The sequence below is a fragment of the Andreprevotia chitinilytica DSM 18519 genome (assembly GCF_000711875.1).
Classification (GTDB): Bacteria; Pseudomonadota; Gammaproteobacteria; order Burkholderiales; family Chitinibacteraceae; genus Andreprevotia; species Andreprevotia chitinilytica.
On sequence record NZ_JONM01000026.1, the window covers coordinates 38,157 to 56,562 of the forward strand.

Annotated in this window: 10 protein-coding genes and 1 pseudogene; 1 reads left to right on the forward strand and 10 read right to left on the reverse strand. The window is 60.8% G+C overall.

Going from position 1 to position 18,406, the window contains the following annotated elements; all coding sequences use genetic code 11:
• Nucleotides 1–6: 6 nt before the first annotated feature.
• Nucleotides 7–2,502: a sensor histidine kinase gene (locus BR41_RS19305; protein WP_035060330.1), complete on the forward strand. Its 2,496-nt coding sequence runs from the start codon at nucleotides 7–9 to the stop codon at nucleotides 2,500–2,502.
• A gap of 4 nt (nucleotides 2,503–2,506) precedes the next feature.
• On the opposite strand, the gene BR41_RS19310 is transcribed toward BR41_RS19305, so the two are convergent.
• The 10 genes and pseudogenes from BR41_RS19310 to BR41_RS24955 all read right to left on the reverse strand — a co-directional run.
• The gene (locus tag BR41_RS19310; RefSeq protein WP_035060333.1) at nucleotides 2,507–3,238 is read right to left on the reverse strand and encodes a heparan-alpha-glucosaminide N-acetyltransferase; all 732 of its coding nucleotides are present in this window, start codon (nucleotides 3,236–3,238) and stop codon (nucleotides 2,507–2,509) included.
• A 217-nt stretch (nucleotides 3,239–3,455) separates the two neighbouring features.
• A complete protein-coding gene (fba, locus tag BR41_RS19315) occupies nucleotides 3,456–4,517 on the reverse strand; it encodes a class II fructose-bisphosphate aldolase (RefSeq protein ID WP_035060335.1) in 1,062 nt (353 codons plus the stop codon).
• A 236-nt stretch (nucleotides 4,518–4,753) separates the two neighbouring features.
• Nucleotides 4,754–6,382, reverse strand: coding sequence for a cyclic-di-GMP receptor FimW-related protein (locus tag BR41_RS19320; protein WP_035060336.1), 1,629 nt, complete (start codon nucleotides 6,380–6,382; stop codon nucleotides 4,754–4,756).
• Nucleotides 6,383–6,405: 23 nt separating this feature from the next.
• Entirely contained in the window at nucleotides 6,406–6,825 is a 420-nt protein-coding gene (locus BR41_RS19325) for an HIT family protein (protein WP_035060338.1), read from the reverse strand.
• Nucleotides 6,826–7,213: 388 nt separating this feature from the next.
• Nucleotides 7,214–11,086 carry a DUF3683 domain-containing protein gene (locus BR41_RS19330; RefSeq protein ID WP_035060341.1) on the reverse strand — a complete coding sequence of 1,291 codons (3,873 nt, stop codon included), beginning with the start codon at nucleotides 11,084–11,086 and terminating at the stop codon, nucleotides 7,214–7,216.
• Between the two features lie 268 nt (nucleotides 11,087–11,354).
• A complete protein-coding gene (locus tag BR41_RS19335; RefSeq protein ID WP_035060344.1) occupies nucleotides 11,355–12,956 on the reverse strand; it encodes a tetratricopeptide repeat-containing diguanylate cyclase in 1,602 nt (533 codons plus the stop codon).
• 207 nt (nucleotides 12,957–13,163) lie between these two features.
• The gene (locus BR41_RS19340; protein WP_156970801.1) at nucleotides 13,164–14,174 is read right to left on the reverse strand and encodes a tetratricopeptide repeat protein; all 1,011 of its coding nucleotides are present in this window, start codon (nucleotides 14,172–14,174) and stop codon (nucleotides 13,164–13,166) included.
• Nucleotides 14,175–14,302: 128 nt separating this feature from the next.
• The gene (locus tag BR41_RS19345) at nucleotides 14,303–15,463 is read right to left on the reverse strand and encodes an iron-containing alcohol dehydrogenase (protein ID WP_035060348.1); all 1,161 of its coding nucleotides are present in this window, start codon (nucleotides 15,461–15,463) and stop codon (nucleotides 14,303–14,305) included.
• Nucleotides 15,464–15,508: 45 nt separating this feature from the next.
• The gene (locus BR41_RS19350) at nucleotides 15,509–16,573 is read right to left on the reverse strand and encodes a tetratricopeptide repeat protein (RefSeq protein ID WP_169741335.1); all 1,065 of its coding nucleotides are present in this window, start codon (nucleotides 16,571–16,573) and stop codon (nucleotides 15,509–15,511) included.
• Nucleotides 16,574–16,935: 362 nt separating this feature from the next.
• Nucleotides 16,936–18,406, reverse strand: a pseudogene (locus tag BR41_RS24955) (hypothetical protein); the annotation flags it as partial.

Genomic DNA, 18,406 nt, shown 5'->3' on the forward strand with positions numbered 1-18,406 from the left:
AACTGAATGGCTGCTTCGCGATTCCTCGACTACATCAACGGCACACTGTCCGGACGGTCGCTGGTTCGCATGGGGCTGCGCATTGCCGTCGTCATTATCGCTGCCACCCTCGCCACCTACTGGCACCTGTACCAGAGCCAGCTCGAACGCAATCTCGACGGCCTGCGCAATTATGTCGATGCTCGCGCACAAGCGGAGAGCGAGCAATTCCTGCTGGCCGAAACGCAGACCGGCATGATCGCCAGCGAATACCTGCGCCGGCTCAAGGCGTTTGGCGATACCGATCCACAGACAGAATTCGACGCACTCTTCGCCAAAGGCACCGACGGCAATCTGCGCGTACGGTCAGCGATCAACGACTACCAGCACAAGGCCACCGTCTTCGTGCGCGCGGATGTGCCAATCACGCCCGACCTGCGCCGCCGTGTGCTGGCCGGCTACGGTTTGCTATCCGAATGGGGCCCACTGACCACCAATCGTTTTCTGGATAGCTTCATGAACATGCCGGAGCAGCTGTCGATCAACTTCGCGCCGTTCGTCGACTGGAGTGCCACGGCGACCGCCAAAACCAATATCTGGGAATACGAAACCGTCTGGCGTGCCGACCCCAAGCGCAATCCCGGCCGCAAGCCGTTCTGGACCAGCGTCTACTTCGACGACGGCGCAAAGAAATGGATGGTGTCGCACGTTACCGTCGCCGATCTGGATGGTCGCTGGGTCGGCACCGGCGGCGAAGACATCGTGATCGATGACTTGGTGCGGCGTACTGCCAACCAACGGCTCGGCGGCACCTACAACCTGATCGTCCGCCAGGATGGGCAGCTGATCGCTCACCCCAAACTGGCCAAGGAAATCGCCGACGCTGGCGGCAGTCTCGATGTGGAACGCCTCAAAGACCCGGCGTTGCGCGCGCTGATCAATCAGGTCAAGTCGGTGCGTGACACGCCAACCGTGCTGGCGAGTGAAAACGGCAACTACTTCCTCGGCGTCGGGCAGATTCGCGGGCCGAACTGGCTGTTCGTCGTGGTGTATCCCACCGAGCTGCTGCGCACGGTGGCGCTTTCCAATGCGCGTTTTGTACTGGCATTGGGCGCTGTGTCGCTGCTGCTTGAGTTGCTGATTCTGTATTGGGTGCTGCGTCAGCAAGTCGGACAGCCCTTGCGCCGGCTGGTCGATGCCGCCGAACAGGTACGCGGTGGCAACTACGCCGTGAAGCTGAACTCATCCGACCATGACGAACTCGGCCAGTTGGCACGCGCCTTCACCAGCATGGCGCATACGGTCGGCGAGCGGGACAAACAACTGCTGCGTGCCGCCGAAGAACTCGCCACCGAAGCGCAGGCCACCCGTGCCAGTGCCGACCGTCTGGCCACGCTATCCGGAATCCTGCCCGACCCGGTGTTCCGCGTGGATGCACAGGGCGTGGTGCTGGAAGCATTCGGGGCCAGCGGCAAGCTGTTCGCTGCCGACCCGCAGGGCCAAAACGTGCTCGAAACTGTGCCGCCTACCTATACCGATGCAGCCCGCTCAGCGCTGGCCGATTGCCTGGAGCTGGGCGAAGCACAACGTATCGAATATGCCCGCCTGATCAACGGCACACCCCACTGGTTTGAAGCACGCGCGCTGCAATGCCCCGCCCGCGAAGACGAACCGGAATGCGTGCTCTGGCTGGTGCGGGACATCACCGACCTGAAACTGGCCGAACTGGAACTGCGTAGCGCCCGTGACCACCTGCAAGACATCGTCCATACCCAGACCGCCGATCTGCGCGCAGCCAAGGAGCGTGCCGATGCAGCCAATCAAGCCAAGACCCAGTTCGTTTCCAATGTATCGCACGAGCTGCGGACGCCGATGCACGCCATTCTCAGTTTCGCTCGCATGGGGCAGGACAAGGCGGAGACGGCCGACCCGGCCAAGATCAAACACTACTTCGACAACATCATCGACTCGGGCGAACGCATGCTGGCGATGGTCAACGACATTCTGGATGTGACCAAGCTCGAATCAGGGAAGATGGCCTACAACTGCGGGCGGCACCCGCTCGGCGGCATCTTGCTTGGCGTGATCGCCGAACTGCAGGAGATTGCCGCACGCAAACAAATCGCCATCGAGCCCTACCGCGAGGCCACGGATGACGAAGCGTGGTGCGATCCATCCCGCATCGGCCAAGTAGTACGCAATCTGGTGTCGAACGCGATCAAGTTCAGCCCGCAGGGTGGCTTGATCCAGCTGCGCTTGACCCACGACGGCCCGGACGCGCTGCAACTGGAAGTCACCGACCAAGGCCCCGGTATTCCGACAGATGAGCTGGAACACATCTTCGAGAAGTTCATTCAGGCTGGCGCGCCGCAAAGTGGCGGCACCGGGCTGGGCTTGGCAATCTGCCGCGAAATCATCGAAGCGCATGGCGGGCGCATCATGGCGCAGAACCGGCCGGAAAGTGGTGCGCGATTTATCGTGCGCCTGCCAAGACGGTTTCAGCTGGCCGCTGGTGGCGAATAAACAATCAGCGCCCGAAACCCGCCAGATAAAACCCACCGAACAAGATCGGCTGATGCAACAGATAAGCCGCCAGGCTGTGCCGGCCCAGCCATCTCAGCCAGCGCGGGGCGGCATCGCCGGCTTTTGCCAGCCCGCTGACCAGGCGATAGTCACGCTCTCGCCACGCCATGCCCACCGCCATCCCCAAGAACACCACGCCAATCCATGGCAGCAGCGGTACGTAGTCCTCGGTGAGCGGTTTGTTGGCGACCAGGCCAATCCAGTTGATCCACTTCGGATCGAACGCCGTGAGCTGAACACTCAAACCGACTGCCAGCGCAGCAGCACAAAGCGCCAGTAAAGCGTTGCGCGTCAAACGCAGGCAAGCCAAGCCAATCAGCGCCGCCAAAGCGTTGAAATGCAGGATGCCGAAGTAGATATACGCGTTGGGAAACAGTTGCAGGCTGGCCGCGGTGACCAGCAAGGCCGCGCCGGCAATCTGCAGCCAGCGTTTGGTGAACCCACGGCGGCTCTGGTTTTGCGCCAAAACCAAGCTCAGCCCAACCAGCAGCAGAAAGCTGGTGACGATCACGGTACGCCAAACGATCCAGCCCTGATCAACCAGGAACCGGAAGTGCGTGATGCCGAAGTAGGTGGTGTCGTAGCAGAAATGGTAGGCGATCATCATGCACACGGCGAAGCCGCGTGCTGCGTCGATGATGGCGAAACGGGGCGATGACGGCGGCGTTTTTTTCATGCCGCGAGTATAGCGGCGCCTGACGCGTGGCTTGGACTCGAAAACCGAAAATCTCGCTGAGAACACAGTAGAAAAGCAAAGGCGTGGGATGTTGTAGGAGCGAGCTTGCTCGCGATGGCAACGTTGAATATTCCGCCATTGCCATCGCGAGCAAGCTCGCTCCTACAGATGTTCTTCTCAAACGGGTTTGGTTACCCCTATGGCTCAGTATCTGGTTTTAAGCCGGAACCGCCTGACGACGGCGTGCGTAGCGCTGCACCATCTTTTCCAGCGAAACCGGTACGATCCGCGAGCCCTGACCCACGGTGCCAAAGGCTTCGAAGCGGCTCTCGCAGACGGCGCGCATGGCGGCAATCGCTGGTTTCAGGTAGCTGCGCGGATCGAAGTCGGCGGACTTTTCAGTCATGTGCTGACGAATCGCACCGGTCATCGCCAAGCGCAAATCGGTATCGATGTTGATCTTGCGTACGCCGTAGCGGATTGCACGCTGGATTTCTTCGACCGGCACGCCCCATGTCGGCTTGAGATCGCCGCCGTAGTGGCGCACTTGCTCCAGCAGCTCTTGCGGCACGCTGGACGAGCCATGCAGCACCAGATGCGTTTCCGGGATTGCTTCGTGAATCTGCTTGATGCGCTCGATCGCCAGCACTTCGCCAGTCGGCGGTGCGGAGAACTTGTAGGCACCGTGGCTGGTGCCGATGGCGATGGCCAATGCATCGACGCCGGTGGCTTCGACAAAGCGGCGGGCCTCTTGCGGATCGGTGAGCAGCTCGGCGTGGCTCAGGGCGCGGTTAGCGCCAACGCCGTCTTCCGCTTCACCCATGCCCGTGTCGAGGCGGCCAAGACAGCCCAGCTCGCCTTCCACCGATACACCACGCTCATGTGCGAATTTGACCACTTCACGCGTCACCGCCACGTTGTAGTCGTAATCGGCGGGCGTCGCGCCATCTTCACGCAGCGAACCGTCCATCATCACGCTGGAGAAACCCATGTCCATCGCGCTACGGCAGACCTGCGGCGTGGTGCCGTGATCCTGATGCATGACGATGACCAGTTGCGGATAACTGGCCACCGCCGCTTCGATCATCTTTTGCAAGAAAATCTCGCCAGCATAGCGGCGCGCACCGGCCGACGCTTGCAGGATGACCGGGCTATCAGTCGCCTCGGCAGCCTGCAGGATGGCGTGCAACTGTTCGATATTGTTGACGTTGAAAGCAGGCACGCCGTAGCCGGTTTCGGCGGCGTGGTCGAGCACTTGACGAAGCGATGCGAGCGGCATGGCGGTCTCCGGGCGGTTTGGATTGGGTTGTGCAATGCACAAACAATAGCTCCGCTTACAAGGCCGCCCCAATCGGGACATTCAGCATTGGGGAAAGTACGACGAGCTTGGCTTCATGCGGACTTTCTCGCCTGCGCACCGAGAAACCAACGCCAGGCCACAAGAAACCCACAAGAAAAAAGCCGTCTCACGACGGCTTTTTTTTTGCTGTTTCGAACTCAGATCAGAGATGCAGCTCAGCGAGCTTGCCCCGCTGGGACGACATGCACGCGTTCGTAATCGACACCGCGCTCGATCAGCGCTTCGACACGCATCTTGCGGATCAATTCTCCGTCCCACCATTCGATCAGACGCCCACGGCGGAACCAGCCCACCGGCACGAGGAAAGTCAGTTGGGCCTTGAGCGCTGCAATCGCTGGCAGCGACATCCCTTCGCTCCAGCCGCGACGGTCGGAATGGGCAAGTTCAATCGGTCGCAGCATGGCGGCGGCAGGCTGCCCTGGCAGCAAGCGGACACCAATCGACAACCAGCGTTCGCCCTCGAACTCCTCTTGCTGCAGCCAGCGCACCACGGCGGCGAAATACTTGCCATCCAGTTCGACCGAAAGCAGCTGCTGCAGCGCAATCCGGGCGCCACCAGTCGCCTTGCGTGCCAAGCGCAAGCCTTGCGCGGATTCATTGCGCACTTGCCAGACTTCTCTGGGCGGCAGCTCAGCGTGTGTTTTGGGGCTGGAGGACGAGCGCTGACCAAACAGCGCAAACCGCACCGCATCTTCCTCACGCATGCTCGCTGGCGCTTCATCCGGTGCGCCGAACTCCGCGCCGCCGATCAACGCAGTTTGTTTGGCCAACCCGAAGACAACATGCAGTTCGCGCTGGGTATCGTGACGGATCGCACGCTCGCTTGGGTGTTCGCACCAAGTGCGATACAGCTCGACCAGCAAGCTTTCGACCACGCTGGCGGCGAATTGCGTGCCCAAACCCAGTTTTTCCGGGCTTTCGCCCTGGCGCAACAGCTTGATCCGGCGCGACAGCGCCTGTGCCAACTGGTAGGTATCGAGTTCGCGGATCGCCGGGCCGGTGAGGCGGGGCTCGACGCGGCGCGGCGGACCGGGTTCGTCGAGATGAATCTGCAAGCTGCCACGACCGGGCAGCGATGGGGCTTCTTCGGACAGCGGCGCGCGTTGCGCCAGCATCGGCAACCGCTCGTCGAGCCAAAGGATCTGACGACCGGTGAAGTGGTACGGCGCAGAACCAGCCAGCAACAAGGCGTGGATGAACACTTGCTGCGGTGTTGCCACGCCGGACAGCGTCAGCAGGCTGTCCTTGGCCGGTTTTTCAGCCAGCCCGGCCGATTCGGCAATCGCGTAATAGTTATACAGTTGTGCCCATAGCGCGGTCGGAATCGGCTGGAAAATCAGCAGCGAATCCCGCGCTTGCAAGCACAGGTAGCGCAGGCTGCGTTGCGCCAGCAACGCCTGGTGGTCAACGGTATCGGGGGAGCCTTCGAGTGCCGCGCGCCAACAACGGGCATAAGCCTGACCCAGCGCCTGCCATAGCTGACATACACCCGACCAGGTCTTGTCTTCGTCCGGGGCCAGCGGCAGGGCACGACCGAGGAAGCGGTCGATCAGCGAGCCTTGCACCAGATGGATCGGCTCACGCAACAGCTCAAGGATCTTGAGCGTTTCATAAGGTGCGATCGAGCTATCCGCCAAGGCTTCGATGGCTTCAAGCAACTCGCCATGCGCAACCGGGGCATTGATCAACGGCAATAGCATAAGCCATGCCTTGGCCGAGCGGGCATCCTGGAACGGCGGTTCGGTCGCGCCGGTAGCGGCAGGCAATCGCGACAAATCAGTCATGAGCGATCCTAATTCTTTAGGCTCTAAAACAAAGCGCCAATACGTTGTTGCAACTCTGCGAGCTGGGCCGGGGTTACCGACACGACAGCGTCTGGCCGGCTTGGCGCCGTCCAGATCGGATTCGGGAAATGCCGATCGTCCCGCCAGCGCGGGATCACATGCCAGTGCACATGCGGCACGACATTGCCCAAGCTCGCGAGATTGATCTTGTCTGGATTCAGTGTATCCCGGATTACCGTCTCAACGGCAAACACCCGTTGCATCAATGTTGCCCGTTCACTTTCGGACAAATCGCTCATTTCCGCGACATGCCGATTGAGAATGACCCGACAAAAACCGGGATAACCGGGTTCATCGACGAGAACGACGCGGCACAGCGCGTCTTCGCCGAGTATTTCTCCTCCAGACTCCTGACATAACGCACATTCGAAGTGCATGGTCATTTCCTAGGGCCTGCTTACGTTTATTTCACGGCTGCGTTTGGGGTAGTTCGGGCGTAGCGTTGGGTCGTGGAGCGAGCCGTGGTGTCTACACCACAAGCGATTCACGACACGGCGATCCGCCCGAAATCCCCCAAACCCGCAGGGCTGGGCCAGAAAAAGGCCATTCACGTTGTTGTACTCCTAGGTAATAACCGGTTATTGCCGTCGTCGCACGCCTAGTGCCTGGCCTTTTTCTGGCCCAGCGCAGCCGCGAAATAAACGTAAGCAGGCCCTTATTTGGCCTGAATTATTTAACAAGCCGAGCGGATAAACAACGGGGGCATAACTTTGCAGTCATGCCCCCATCCTTATCCCGAACGTGAATCGGGAATTACCGCAACCACAGCATTTATAGCAATACGCGCTCGATGCCGCCGTTGCGCGCTTTCTCGACATAGTCCGGCATCCAGTCCGCGCCGAGCACGTGCTTGGCGATTTCGACCACGATGTAATCGGCTTCGGTGCCGGAATCGTCGTTGTAGCGTTGCAAGCCCTGCAGGCAGGATGGGCAGGAGGTCAGCACCTTGACCGGCGTCTCCGCCCCCGATTCCTTACGCAATTTCTCAGCACCGGCCCGCATCTCCTCTTCCTTGCGGAAGCGAACCTGCGTAGCGATTTGCGGCTTGGAAACGCCGAACGTCCCCGATTCGCCGCAGCAACGATCGTTCAGATCGACCTGCGTACCCATCAGCTGATTGGCCACTTCGATGCCTTTGTACTGCTTCATCGGCGTGTGGCATGGCTCGTGGTACATGTAGCGCGTACCGGCCACGCCTTCGAGGTGGACGCCCTTTTCCATCAGGTATTCGTGGATATCCAGCAGGCGGCAGCCGGGGAAAATCTGCTCGAACTGGTACTTCTGCAACTGATCCATACAGGTGCCGCAACTCACGATCACGGTCTTGATATCGAGGTAATTGAGCGTGTTGGCGACGCGATGGAACAGCACGCGGTTATCGGTGGTGATCTTGTCGCCCTTGTCGGCCTGCCCGGCCGATGTCTGCGGATAGCCGCAGCACAGGTAGCCCGGCGGCAAGACCGTGGTGGTGCCGACATGCCAGAGCATGGCCTGCGTAGCGAGCCCGACCTGACTGAACAGGCGCTCCGAACCGCAGCCGGGGAAGTAGAACACCGACTCTTGTTCTTCCATCGCCTGGGCCGGATTGCGGATCACCGGGATGGTCGCTGCGTCTTCCACATCCAGCAGCGCGCGAGCAGTTTTCTTTGGCAACTTGCCGGGCATCGGCTTGTTGATGAAGTGGATGACCTGCGTCTTGATCGGCGGCGTGCCGAGCGTGGTCGGCGGCTGCTTCAGGAAGGGCTTGAGCAGGCCCAACTTCTTGGCCAGCTTGTGCGCCAGCCGTTGCCCTTTGTAGCCCCACTCGATGGTGAGTTTGCGGATCAGCTTGATCGTGGCCGGGTCTTTGATCGTCAGGAAAGTCATACCCAGCGAGGTCACCGGGTTGAATTTCTTCTGACCTTCCTTACGCAGGAAATTGCGCATCGCGACCGATACATCGCCGAAGTCAATCTTCACCGGGCATGGATTCACGCAGCGATGGCAGACCGTGCAGTGATCGGCCACATCGCCCAGCTCGTCAAAATGCTTGAGCGATACGCCACGGCGAGTCTGTTCTTCGTACAGGAAGGCTTCGGTGAGCAAACCTGTCGCCAGAATCTTGTTGCGTGGGCTGTACAGCAAGTTGGCGCGCGGTACATGCGTGGTGCAGACCGGTTTGCACTTGCCGCAACGCAGGCAATCCTTGATCGAATCGGCAATTTCGCCGATATCCGATTGCTCCAGGATCAGCGATTCCGCGCCCAGCAGGCTGAACGACGGCGTGTAGGCGTTGGTCAGGTCAGCCCCGGCCAGCAGCTTGCCCTTGTTGAAGTGACCATTCGGGTCGACCAGCTGCTTGTATTGCTCGAACGGTGCGAGTTCTTCCTTGGTGAGGAACTCGTATTTGGTAATGCCGATGCCGTGTTCGCCCGAGATCACACCATCCAGATCACGCGCCACCTGCATGATGCGCGCCACGGCGTTGTGGGCGCGTTGCAGCATGGCGTAATCGTCGGAATTCACCGGGATGTTGGTGTGCACGTTGCCGTCGCCGGCATGCATGTGCAGCGCCACCCAGGTGCGGCCCTTGAGCACTTGCTGGTGGATCGCCAGCACCGCATCCAGCAGCGGCTTGTCGTTGCGGCTGGAGCACATCGCTTCGAAATCGGTCAGCAGTTCGCGCTTCCAGGACACGCGCAGCACGAAATCGCGCAGTGCCAGGAACACGCTTTGCGGCTGCTCTTCGGCCGAAAGCTGCTTTTCCAGCGGCATGGTCGGGAAGGCTGCGGTGTACGCCTCGAACGCATCGTCGAGGTGAGTGCGAATCCACTGCCAGTGGGTACGCGCACGGGCAATCAGCTCCAGCGCGGCAACGCGGCGGTCGCCGACCAACGCCTCGCGCGACAGCGGCGAATCCGCAAAATCAACCGGCAACACACCTTGCTCGAAGAAATCGTTCAGTTTCTCGAGCAGCTCCAGCTTGTTGTCGATCGCCAGCTCGATATTGATGCGCTCGATGGCATCCGAATACTCGCCCAGGCGGCCGAGCGGAATCACGACGTCTTCGTTGATCTTGAAGGCGTTGGTGTGCTTGGCGATGGCGGCGGTACGGGCACGGTCGAGCCAGAATTTCTTGCGCTGCTCGGCACTGGCGGCAATGAAGCCTTCGCCGCTACGTGCATTGGCAAGGCGCACGACTTGCGATGCAGCCTCACCGACGGCGATTTCGTTGTCCGAGACCAGATCGGCCACCAGCACCATCTTTGGCCGGCCTTTGCTCTTGGCCTTGGTGGCGTAACCGACGGCGCGCACATAGCGCCAATCGAGGTGTTCCAGCCCCGCCAGCTGCACATCCGGGTGACCGTCGAGGTAATCCTTGATCTCGACGATGGACGGCACGGCACGGCTGACTTCGCCGAAGAATTCCAGGCAGACGGTACGCACGTGCGCCGGCATGCGATGCAGCACAAAGCGCGCGCTGGTGATCAGGCCGTCAGTGCCTTCCTTCTGCACACCCGGCAGGCCGGACAGGAATTTATCGGTGACATCCTTGCCCAGACCTTCCTTGCGGAAGCTCTTGCCCGGAATCGATAGCACGCCTTCGGACAGCTTGGTCTTGCCATCCGGCTTGTAAGTGGTGACGCGGAAGGTGGCTTTTTCGGCGTCGTGAATCTTCGACATATTGTGGTCGAGCCGCTCGATGAACTTCCAGTTGCCATCGGCATCGACCATTTTCCAGCTGACGAGGTTGTCGAGCGCGGTGCCCCACAACACGGCTTTCTTGCCGCCAGCGTTCATCGCGACGTTGCCGCCGATGCACGAGGCATCAGCAGAAGTCGGATCGACCGCGAACACGAGACCGGCCTCTTCGGCGGCTTCCATCACGCGGCGGGTCACAACGCCCGCGCCGCACTGGATGGTGGCGACTTTTTTGCTTTGACCCGGAATCTCGATGAATTCGACGCCATTGTGGCGATCGAGCTTTTCGGTGTTGATCACGGCCGATAGCGGTGTGAGCGGGACTGCGCCACCGGTGTAGCCGGTACCACCGCCACGTGGAATCACCGTGAGGCCCAGCTCGATACAGGCGGCCACCAGCGGGGCCATTTCTTCTTCGGTATCCGGGGCGAGTACGACGAACGGGTATTCGACGCGCCAGTCGGTAGCATCGGTGACGTGCGACACGCGGGCGAGGCCATCAAAGCAGATATTGTCGCGGCGGGTATGCGCGCTCATGCGCTTCATCACCTTCTTGCGCAACACGGCGACTTCGTGGAATTCCTGCTCGAACGCGTCGACGGCGACCTTGGCACGGCTGACCAGGAAGCCAACCTGCGGATTTTCCTGACGGCGCTTTTCGATCTCGGCCAAGCGGTGGCGCATGGCATCGACGAGCATCTTGAGCCGCTTCGGGTTCTCCAGCAGGTCGTCTTGCAGGTAGGGATTGCGCTTGACCACCCAGATGTCGCCCAGCACTTCGAACAACATCCGCGCGGAACGCCCGGTCACCCGTTGCTGGCGCAATTCGTCGAGCACCCGCCAACCTTCGTCGCCCAACAGGCGGATCACGATCTCGCGATCAGAGAACGAAGTGTAGTTGTAAGGGATTTCGCGCAGGCGCTCGGCGGCGTGAGGGAGGCTGGCGGCGGTGTGGTCTGCCATGGCAGGCAATCTCGCAATGCTGCTAAAGATGGGATTTTACCGGAATTTACTTCGCCTAAAGGCCCAATTTGATTGGGGTTTTAGGGAGATCGGCCAAGATGCGGGTGAATTGCGCCGGCGAACAAAACCCGGAATGGCGACGCGCACCGGGCAGCACGCCGCAAACTGCACAAAATGAGGACATGTAAAACGCCTCTGCCCGGTCCGGTGGACATGAGGGGGCAAAAACCGTCATCCCTTACGGAAACAGCGCCCCGCACAGCCAGCTTCAATGCCGTGGCTGATCAACCATCACCTGATTGCGCCCGCCCGCCTTGGCGCGATAGAGCTGCCGGTCGGCGCGCTCAAGCAACTCGACCAGATACATATCGGCGATCCGATCGGCAACGCCCACGCTGACGGTGAGCACCAGATCAGGGTGGATACGGCTCCACGGCCAGCTCTCGACCAGCTTGCGCAGGCGCTCGGCCAATTCGACACCGCCATGCCAATCGCGGCCCGGCAGCATGATCAGGAACTCCTCGCCGCCATAGCGGGCCACCAGATCGTCCTGCCGACAGCCGGATTTGAGCAAGGCGGCGGTCTGGCGAAGCACGGTATCGCCCAAGCCATGACCAAAGCGATCATTCACACGCTTGAAGTGGTCGATGTCGATCATCAGCGCCGTGATCGGCTGGCTGTCCTCACGCGCTCGCGCAAACATCTGCTCGCCCAACGTATCCATGCCGCGCCGGTTCAGCACCCCGGTGAGCGCATCCTGAATCGCCAGCTTTTCAGCCCGTTGCAATTCGCGGCGCTGCGTCGCGCCTTGTTGGCGCAGATTGGCGTTTTCCAGCCGGGCTTTTTCGACTTCCAGCCGCATTTCCATCAAATGCAGTTTGTATGGCGATGCTTGACGCAGGATCGCCACATAACCGGCGTGATAGCGCCGGTAGTAGTGTAACGAGCGCTGCACATCGCCCAGCCCTTCGAAGGTGAAGCTGAGCTGCTCTTCGATCTGATACACCAGATGGGCCGCGCCAATCGACTCGGCTTGCGTGAGCGCCAGCTGCAACAAGCTGGCGGAGCGGCCTTCATGTTTGCGTGCGAATTCGAGCTTGCCCAGCAGCAGCAGATTGGCGGCCTCACCCCACAGATTGCCGTGGGCGCGGTTGATATCGAGCGCTTGTTCGAGATAGCGCTCGGCATGCTCCAGCTCGTGCTTGCTCAGATAGACCGCGCCGATGCCGCTCAGCGTATCGGCTTCGTATTCAAGATGTGGGGTGCGGCGCAACAGTTCGTGCGCCGCATTGAGTTCTTCCAGCGCATCGTCAAAACGGCCCAGTCGATGCAGGTCCACCCCCAGATTGATCAGCACCGCCGCCTTGAGAGTGTCATCGGTGAGATGCTGGAAGCCATCACGCGCCTTCAGGTGATGGTCGTAGGCGGACTGGAAATCGTCGTGGGCGAAATAGAGCTGGCCGATGCCGATCTGGGCGCGCACATAGGCTTCGTAGGCTTCGATGTTGAGCGACACATCCAGACAGCTCGACCAATACTGCAGCGCCGTGTCGTACTCGGCCAGCACATAGTGCGCGCGGGCGATTTCCTGCAGACATTCGGCCACGTGCAAGGTATAGCCATATTCCTCACCGAGAAAGAGGCTATGGCGCATCAGCGCAATCGCTTCCTGATACCCACCCTGCAGCAAGAGCGCACGGGCATGGTTCAGCAGCCCCTCGACGTAGCCGAAGTGGTAATCGAGCTGGATGGCCTGCTTGCAGGCGGCTTCTGCCAGCGAACGCGCTTCATCGCTCCGGTCGCGATACATCGCCCGGGCGCGCTGGTTAAGTTGATCGACGGTAGCGGAGGAAACCGGGTCGGCGTTCATTGCTGGCGAAAGTAGCGAGAAAAAGGTCCGTTCAAACAGAGGCTTGGCGACGCTTGTGATCACAACCGCAAAGCAGGCATCGGGAAAACCCGAACAGCATAACCGGCCCGCACAAAGCGCGAATCCTTGATTTGGCCGAACGGCGGAAAATCTGCGACCAAGCGTGCGGCCCGGTGCGCCGGATCGCTTGCCTTGGCTATCGGCGCCTTACTGCGTCAACCGTAACTCCATATTGGCAAAGCGGCTGGAACTGACTTGCTCGCTCATTTGCTGCTGCAACCCGTCATAGGCAGCCAAATGCTCAATCGAGCGTTCTGGTTGATCCAGCCCGACATACAGCGTGGAAAGCGCCAGATGGATGCGGGCCACCAGATTCTGCGCGCCCATTTCCTTGGCCAGATGCATGGCACGCAACAACTCATCGTGCGCCGTATCCAGCTCGCCCTCGGTGAGGCTGCAGTGCCCAAGCCAGAACAGGTCATTGGCCTCGCCCCACAGATTGGTGTGCAGCCGGTTGATCTTGAGCGCAACGCGCAAGCTCATGCGCGCCTTGGTCAGATCGCCCCGGGCAAACTGGATCTGGCCCATGATGCCGTAGATTTCGGCTTCGAATTCGTAGTGTTCCGCCGCTCGCGCCAAGGGCAGCGCCTGTTTGAGCACGGCGCAGGCTTCGTCGAAATGCGCCAGATATTGCAGATCGACCGCGATATTGATCAGGCTGCTGGCCGTCAATTGCACGTTGTCGCACTCTTCGGCCAATTCGGATGCGCGGCGGTGATGCGCCAGGGCTTTTTCGTATTGCTCGTGGGCGAACATCACTTGGCCCAGCCCGATGTGGGCCCGCACGCGGTCAACTTCCGCGACGAGATTGGCTGGCAGCTCCAGGCAGGCAAACCAGCAATCACTGGCAGAGTCGTAATCGCCCTGGGTGTAGTGGCTGCGTGCGATCTGCTGCAGCGCTTCGCCATGCCGGATACCGATGTCCCGCGTGTTGCCGATGTCCATGACCGTCATCATCTCGTTCATGGCATCGCCATACCGGCCAAACAGGAACAGCACCTGTGCCGAGATATTCAGCGCCTCGGCTTCGCCCGGCGCGTCGCCCAGTGAACGTGCGAGTTCCCGTGCGCTACGCGCAAAGGCGAGTGCATCGGCGCTCTGGGAGTAAACCAGCTTGCGCGCGCGTTCCAGCAAGGCTTCAAGGTCGGATTGGGGCATGGGTACAAATGGCGAAATCGGTACTGCGGATTCGAAGCTTAGCACTTCGGCCACCGCTTCACCGGCCCAGCATACATGGGCGTTTGCATCCGTTGTTGCGCTGCAACGCCCGCTGCAAGCCGAGGGAGCTAAACCGCCATGGCGACGATGCGGGCGCAATCGTCCGGCGTCAGCACGCCGCCTTCACCCAATTTGAGCCGGTTATGCCGCGTGAGCTGCTCGCGCACGGCCTTTGCCACTTCGCTGGCATCGAGCTGATAAGCGGAAAACCGTGTCGGCACGCCCAGATGCTCGAAGAACGCTTCGGTCGCGTCGATGGCGCCTGCCGCCACGCTGGCATCGCTGCCGCTCAAACGCCAGACGCGCCGGCCGTATTGCGCCAGTTTGGCCGTTTTGTCTTTCAGACGGTAACGCAACAGGCTGGGCAAGGTCAGCGCCAGCGAGCGGGCATGATCGATGCCGTGCAGCGCAGTCAACTCGTGACCGATTGCATGCGTAGCCCAATCGACGACCTGACCGATGCCCACCAGCCCGAACAACGCCTGATTGGCAGCCCAGACCAGATTGGCGCGGGCATCGGGGTTCGCTGGGTCAGTCAGCGTGACCGGGCCGTTTTCGATCAGGGTGGAGAGGATGCCTTCCGCGAGCCGATCCTGAATCGCCGCGCCGCTGGGCACGGTCAGGTATTGCTCGGTGGTGTGCACGAAGGCGTCAACGATGCCGTTGGCGACCTGCCGCGTCGGCAAGGTTTGCGTCACGGACGGGTCGAGCACGGCGAAGCGCGGGAACACCAGCGCATTCTTGAACGAGAGTTTGTCTTGCGTTTCGCGCCGGGTGATGACCGCCGCGTTGTTGCTTTCCGACCCGGTGGCCGGCAGCGTCAGCACGCAGCCCAGCGGGGTCGCGGTATGCAGCGGGGTGCGGTTGCCGACGATCTGCCACAGGTCGATGGCCGGATCGAGCGTGATCCCCGCGGCAATGAACTTGCTGCCGTCGATCACCGAACCGCCACCGGCGGCCAGCACCCAATCCACGCGCTCGGCACGGCCCAACTCAACGGCGCGTTTCAGCGTTTCAAACTCGGGGTTCGGTTCGATACCGGCAAACTCGATCACCGTGCGGCCAGCGAGTGCGGCTGCAATCTGCGCATGCACGCCATTGTGATGAATGCTGCCGCCGCCATAGGTCAGCAGTACGCGACTGCCGGCAGGAATCTCTTCGGCAATGCGTGCAATCTGGCCGGGGCCAAAGTGAATGCGAGTGGGATTGTGAAACGTGAAGGCATGCATGGCGAAGCACTCCTGGCAGGCCTTGGGTGATTGCTTGGGTGACCGCTAGCAGCTGAGTTGTGCTTCCAGTGCCCGCAGTTGTGCAAACGTCGTCGGCCTGACGATGCGGTTGAATACATCCTGATAACGCCGATGATAGCGCTCTGCCGCTTGGGGGTCACCGAGCCGGTGGCTCACGTTCGCCAGTAGCCGGTTGATTTGGTAGATGTCATGCGCCGAGCCCATGTCCTCGGCCTTTTGCTGCGCCGCCAGGAAACAGGCGCGCGCTTCGGTCAGGTCGCCTTCCGCCAGATGAAGCCGGCCGCGTGTGATCTGCTGCGAGGTCTCGCCCCACATCCAGGCGCGTCGCAACGATTCGGCCTGGGCGAGATAGGTATGCGCCAAGACCGTTTCGCCCAGATCCAGTGCGATATGGCAGAGATAAACAAAAATTTCGCCCTGATATTCCTGGTTGCCGGCTTCTTGCGCCAGCGGCTGCGCGGCGATCAGTTGCTCACGCGCTTCGTCGTAGCGGTGCAGCTTGTAGTAGTCGGCAGCGAGGTTGATTTTCACCCGGCAGCGCAAATCCACATCGAGCTGCAGCGTGATCATTTTTTCGGCGGTGAGGTGATGCGCCAGCGCCATCTGGAATGATTCGTGCGCGTAATAGACCTGGCCAAGCCCGATATGAGCGTAGACACGCGTGGAGAGCATGAAGCCGGCGTTGTGCATCTGATCGAGACAATCGCCCCAATACGCAATCGCCTCGCCGTACTCGCCCAGCGTGTAATAGACGCTCGCCAGCTCCTGGATGATCTCGCCACGCTCCGCGACCAGATCTTCGGTCTCGGCAATCATCAACGCCCTCAGGAGGGCCTGCTGGCCATCCGGCACTTTGCCAAAGCTGAGCAGCAGCGCGCCATAGCGACGCCACGCCTTGGACGCCATGGTGGCATCGTCGGCTTGCTGCGCCAGCTCACTCGCTTGTCCGGCCAGGCTCAGCGCCTTGTGCGGATTGACATACGTGAGCCGTTCGCTTTCTTCGATCAGGTGGGCCAGATCGGCCAACTCCGGCATGGCTTGAACGAACCTCAAAGTAACGGGCGGGGATGGGTCGCAGACTAACGCCATCCCTCACTCATTTCAAGTAAATTTCCAAATGCTGACTAAATATAAGCAGATTCTTTCTTAGTAATGAATACATCGCGGGTTGCAACGTCGCAAGCAAACACGGTTTGAAACGGTCGTTCACTGCCAAACCCATTGGCGATCTCACTCAAAAATCCCAACAAGAATGAAAGCATATTTAAGAATTAATGAAAAACGCTGCCAGGCAATGCGCTAAATCGGTGCCATATCAGACTCAGGCGGGCCTACCGCGCAGGTATACAGCTGATCGATATCCAAGTCATACCGTGGCTAGCGTGCACGCAAAAAAGCCGGCCCTTGCGGGCCGGCTTTCTCAAACCAGAATCAGCAGCAATAGCGCTGAATCAAAGTCCGAGGGCAGAGATGAAGCGGTTGGTGAACGTGGCACCGGACTGATCGCGGTCATACGACCAGAAGTGCACGCCTGCCAAGCCATTCGCCTTGACCCACGAGGACACGGTGTCCACATCGGTCAGGGAGAAGTTTTCACCAGCAACGTCGTTCGCCAGAATCATTGGCGTCACTTCGATCTGGCTATACGGCAGGTTGTAGTAGCGATGCAGGTTCATCGCGGCCTGGATGGCGGACTGGCCCATCTGGCACTGACTACCACTGACCACGCAGGTGCCATTGCTGGCCGGGCTGCCGTAGTCCATCGTCATCAAGTTGACGGTGTAGTTGGTCAGGCCGTAGCTCTTGATCGCATTCATGACCATGATGCCCATGCTGCCCAGCGGGTTCGGCGAGCTGGCACCTTGGTCGACCGCAACGGCAGAACCGCTCGGGCTTTGCGCCAGCGTAGCCAGCGTGAAGCTGTAACGCAGGTTCGGCCACGTCTTCTGAGCCGTGATCACGCGCTGCACCAGATCATTGACCTGTTGCTGGGTCTGACCGGCTTCAATGTCGAAGTCCACGCCGATCATATTGGCCGAGTAGTAGTTGTTGATGAACTTGGTGAAGCCCGCGTCGGTCGCGCAAGTAAACGCACCCGCAGCGCCACCGGTGGAGACGATGTACTTCTTGCCCGAACCGGTGAACAACGGCACGTTGGTGGCCGCAAACGTAGCCGGCAGCATGCCGCCGAGGTTTTCGCCCACTGGCGATGCAGCGGAAGAACCGCACTCGCCGGTAACGAACGCCCAAGTCAGCGTCGTGGCCTTGGCCGGCATATCGACCGTGATGGCCTGCGCGGTGCCCTTGGCCACCGTGCTGCGCATTTCATCGTTGTTCCAGTCGGTATTGACGGTCACGTCCTTGTACGGGCTGTACATGAAGCTGGCCGGTACGCCGCTCGGGGTCGGTGTCGGGACTGGGGTCGCGGTCGGAGCGGGTGTCGGCGTAGCCGGGGTAGGTGTCGGCGTTGCGGTCGGCTTCGGTGTCGGGGTAGCGGTCGGAACCGGTGTCGGTACCGGCGTTGCGCCGCCACAGTTGCCCAGCACAGTCCAATCCTTGCCGGAGCCGCTCGGGCCGCTGTTGGTCGACGGATTGGCGTTGGTCCACCAGTTGGCAACGTAATTCACGCCATTCAACGTGACCTTGTCGCCGCCGTTGTAGTGATCCTGCGTTGCGCTCCACGCTGCGTAGCAGGTGGTGGCCGGGGTCGGCGCGGGGGTCGGGGTAGCAGTCGGCGTCGGGGCCGTTGTCGGCACTGGCGTGCCGGTCACCGGTACCGGCGTTGCCGTCGGCTTCGGTGTCGGGGTTGCGGTCGGTGCCGGGGTCGGTGTAGCACCGCCGCTGCTCACGCCAAGGTCAGTCCACAGGCTGGCGTTGGTCGGGTTCCAGCCGGTGCTGGTGTAGTCGGTCTGGTTGACCAGT

Coding starts and splice junctions, on each gene's coding strand:
- BR41_RS19305 (WP_035060330.1), top strand. CDS start 7: ATGGCTGCTTCGCGATTCCTCGACTACATCAACGGCACACTGTCCGGA.
- BR41_RS19310 (WP_035060333.1), bottom strand. CDS start 3,238: ATGAAAAAAACGCCGCCGTCATCGCCCCGTTTCGCCATCATCGACGCA.
- fba (WP_035060335.1), bottom strand. CDS start 4,517: ATGCCGCTCGCATCGCTTCGTCAAGTGCTCGACCACGCCGCCGAAACC.
- BR41_RS19320 (WP_035060336.1), bottom strand. CDS start 6,382: ATGACTGATTTGTCGCGATTGCCTGCCGCTACCGGCGCGACCGAACCG.
- BR41_RS19325 (WP_035060338.1), bottom strand. CDS start 6,825: ATGACCATGCACTTCGAATGTGCGTTATGTCAGGAGTCTGGAGGAGAA.
- BR41_RS19330 (WP_035060341.1), bottom strand. CDS start 11,086: ATGGCAGACCACACCGCCGCCAGCCTCCCTCACGCCGCCGAGCGCCTG.
- BR41_RS19335 (WP_035060344.1), bottom strand. CDS start 12,956: ATGAACGCCGACCCGGTTTCCTCCGCTACCGTCGATCAACTTAACCAG.
- BR41_RS19340 (WP_156970801.1), bottom strand. CDS start 14,174: ATGCCCCAATCCGACCTTGAAGCCTTGCTGGAACGCGCGCGCAAGCTG.
- BR41_RS19345 (WP_035060348.1), bottom strand. CDS start 15,463: ATGCATGCCTTCACGTTTCACAATCCCACTCGCATTCACTTTGGCCCC.
- BR41_RS19350 (WP_169741335.1), bottom strand. CDS start 16,573: ATGGCGTTAGTCTGCGACCCATCCCCGCCCGTTACTTTGAGGTTCGTT.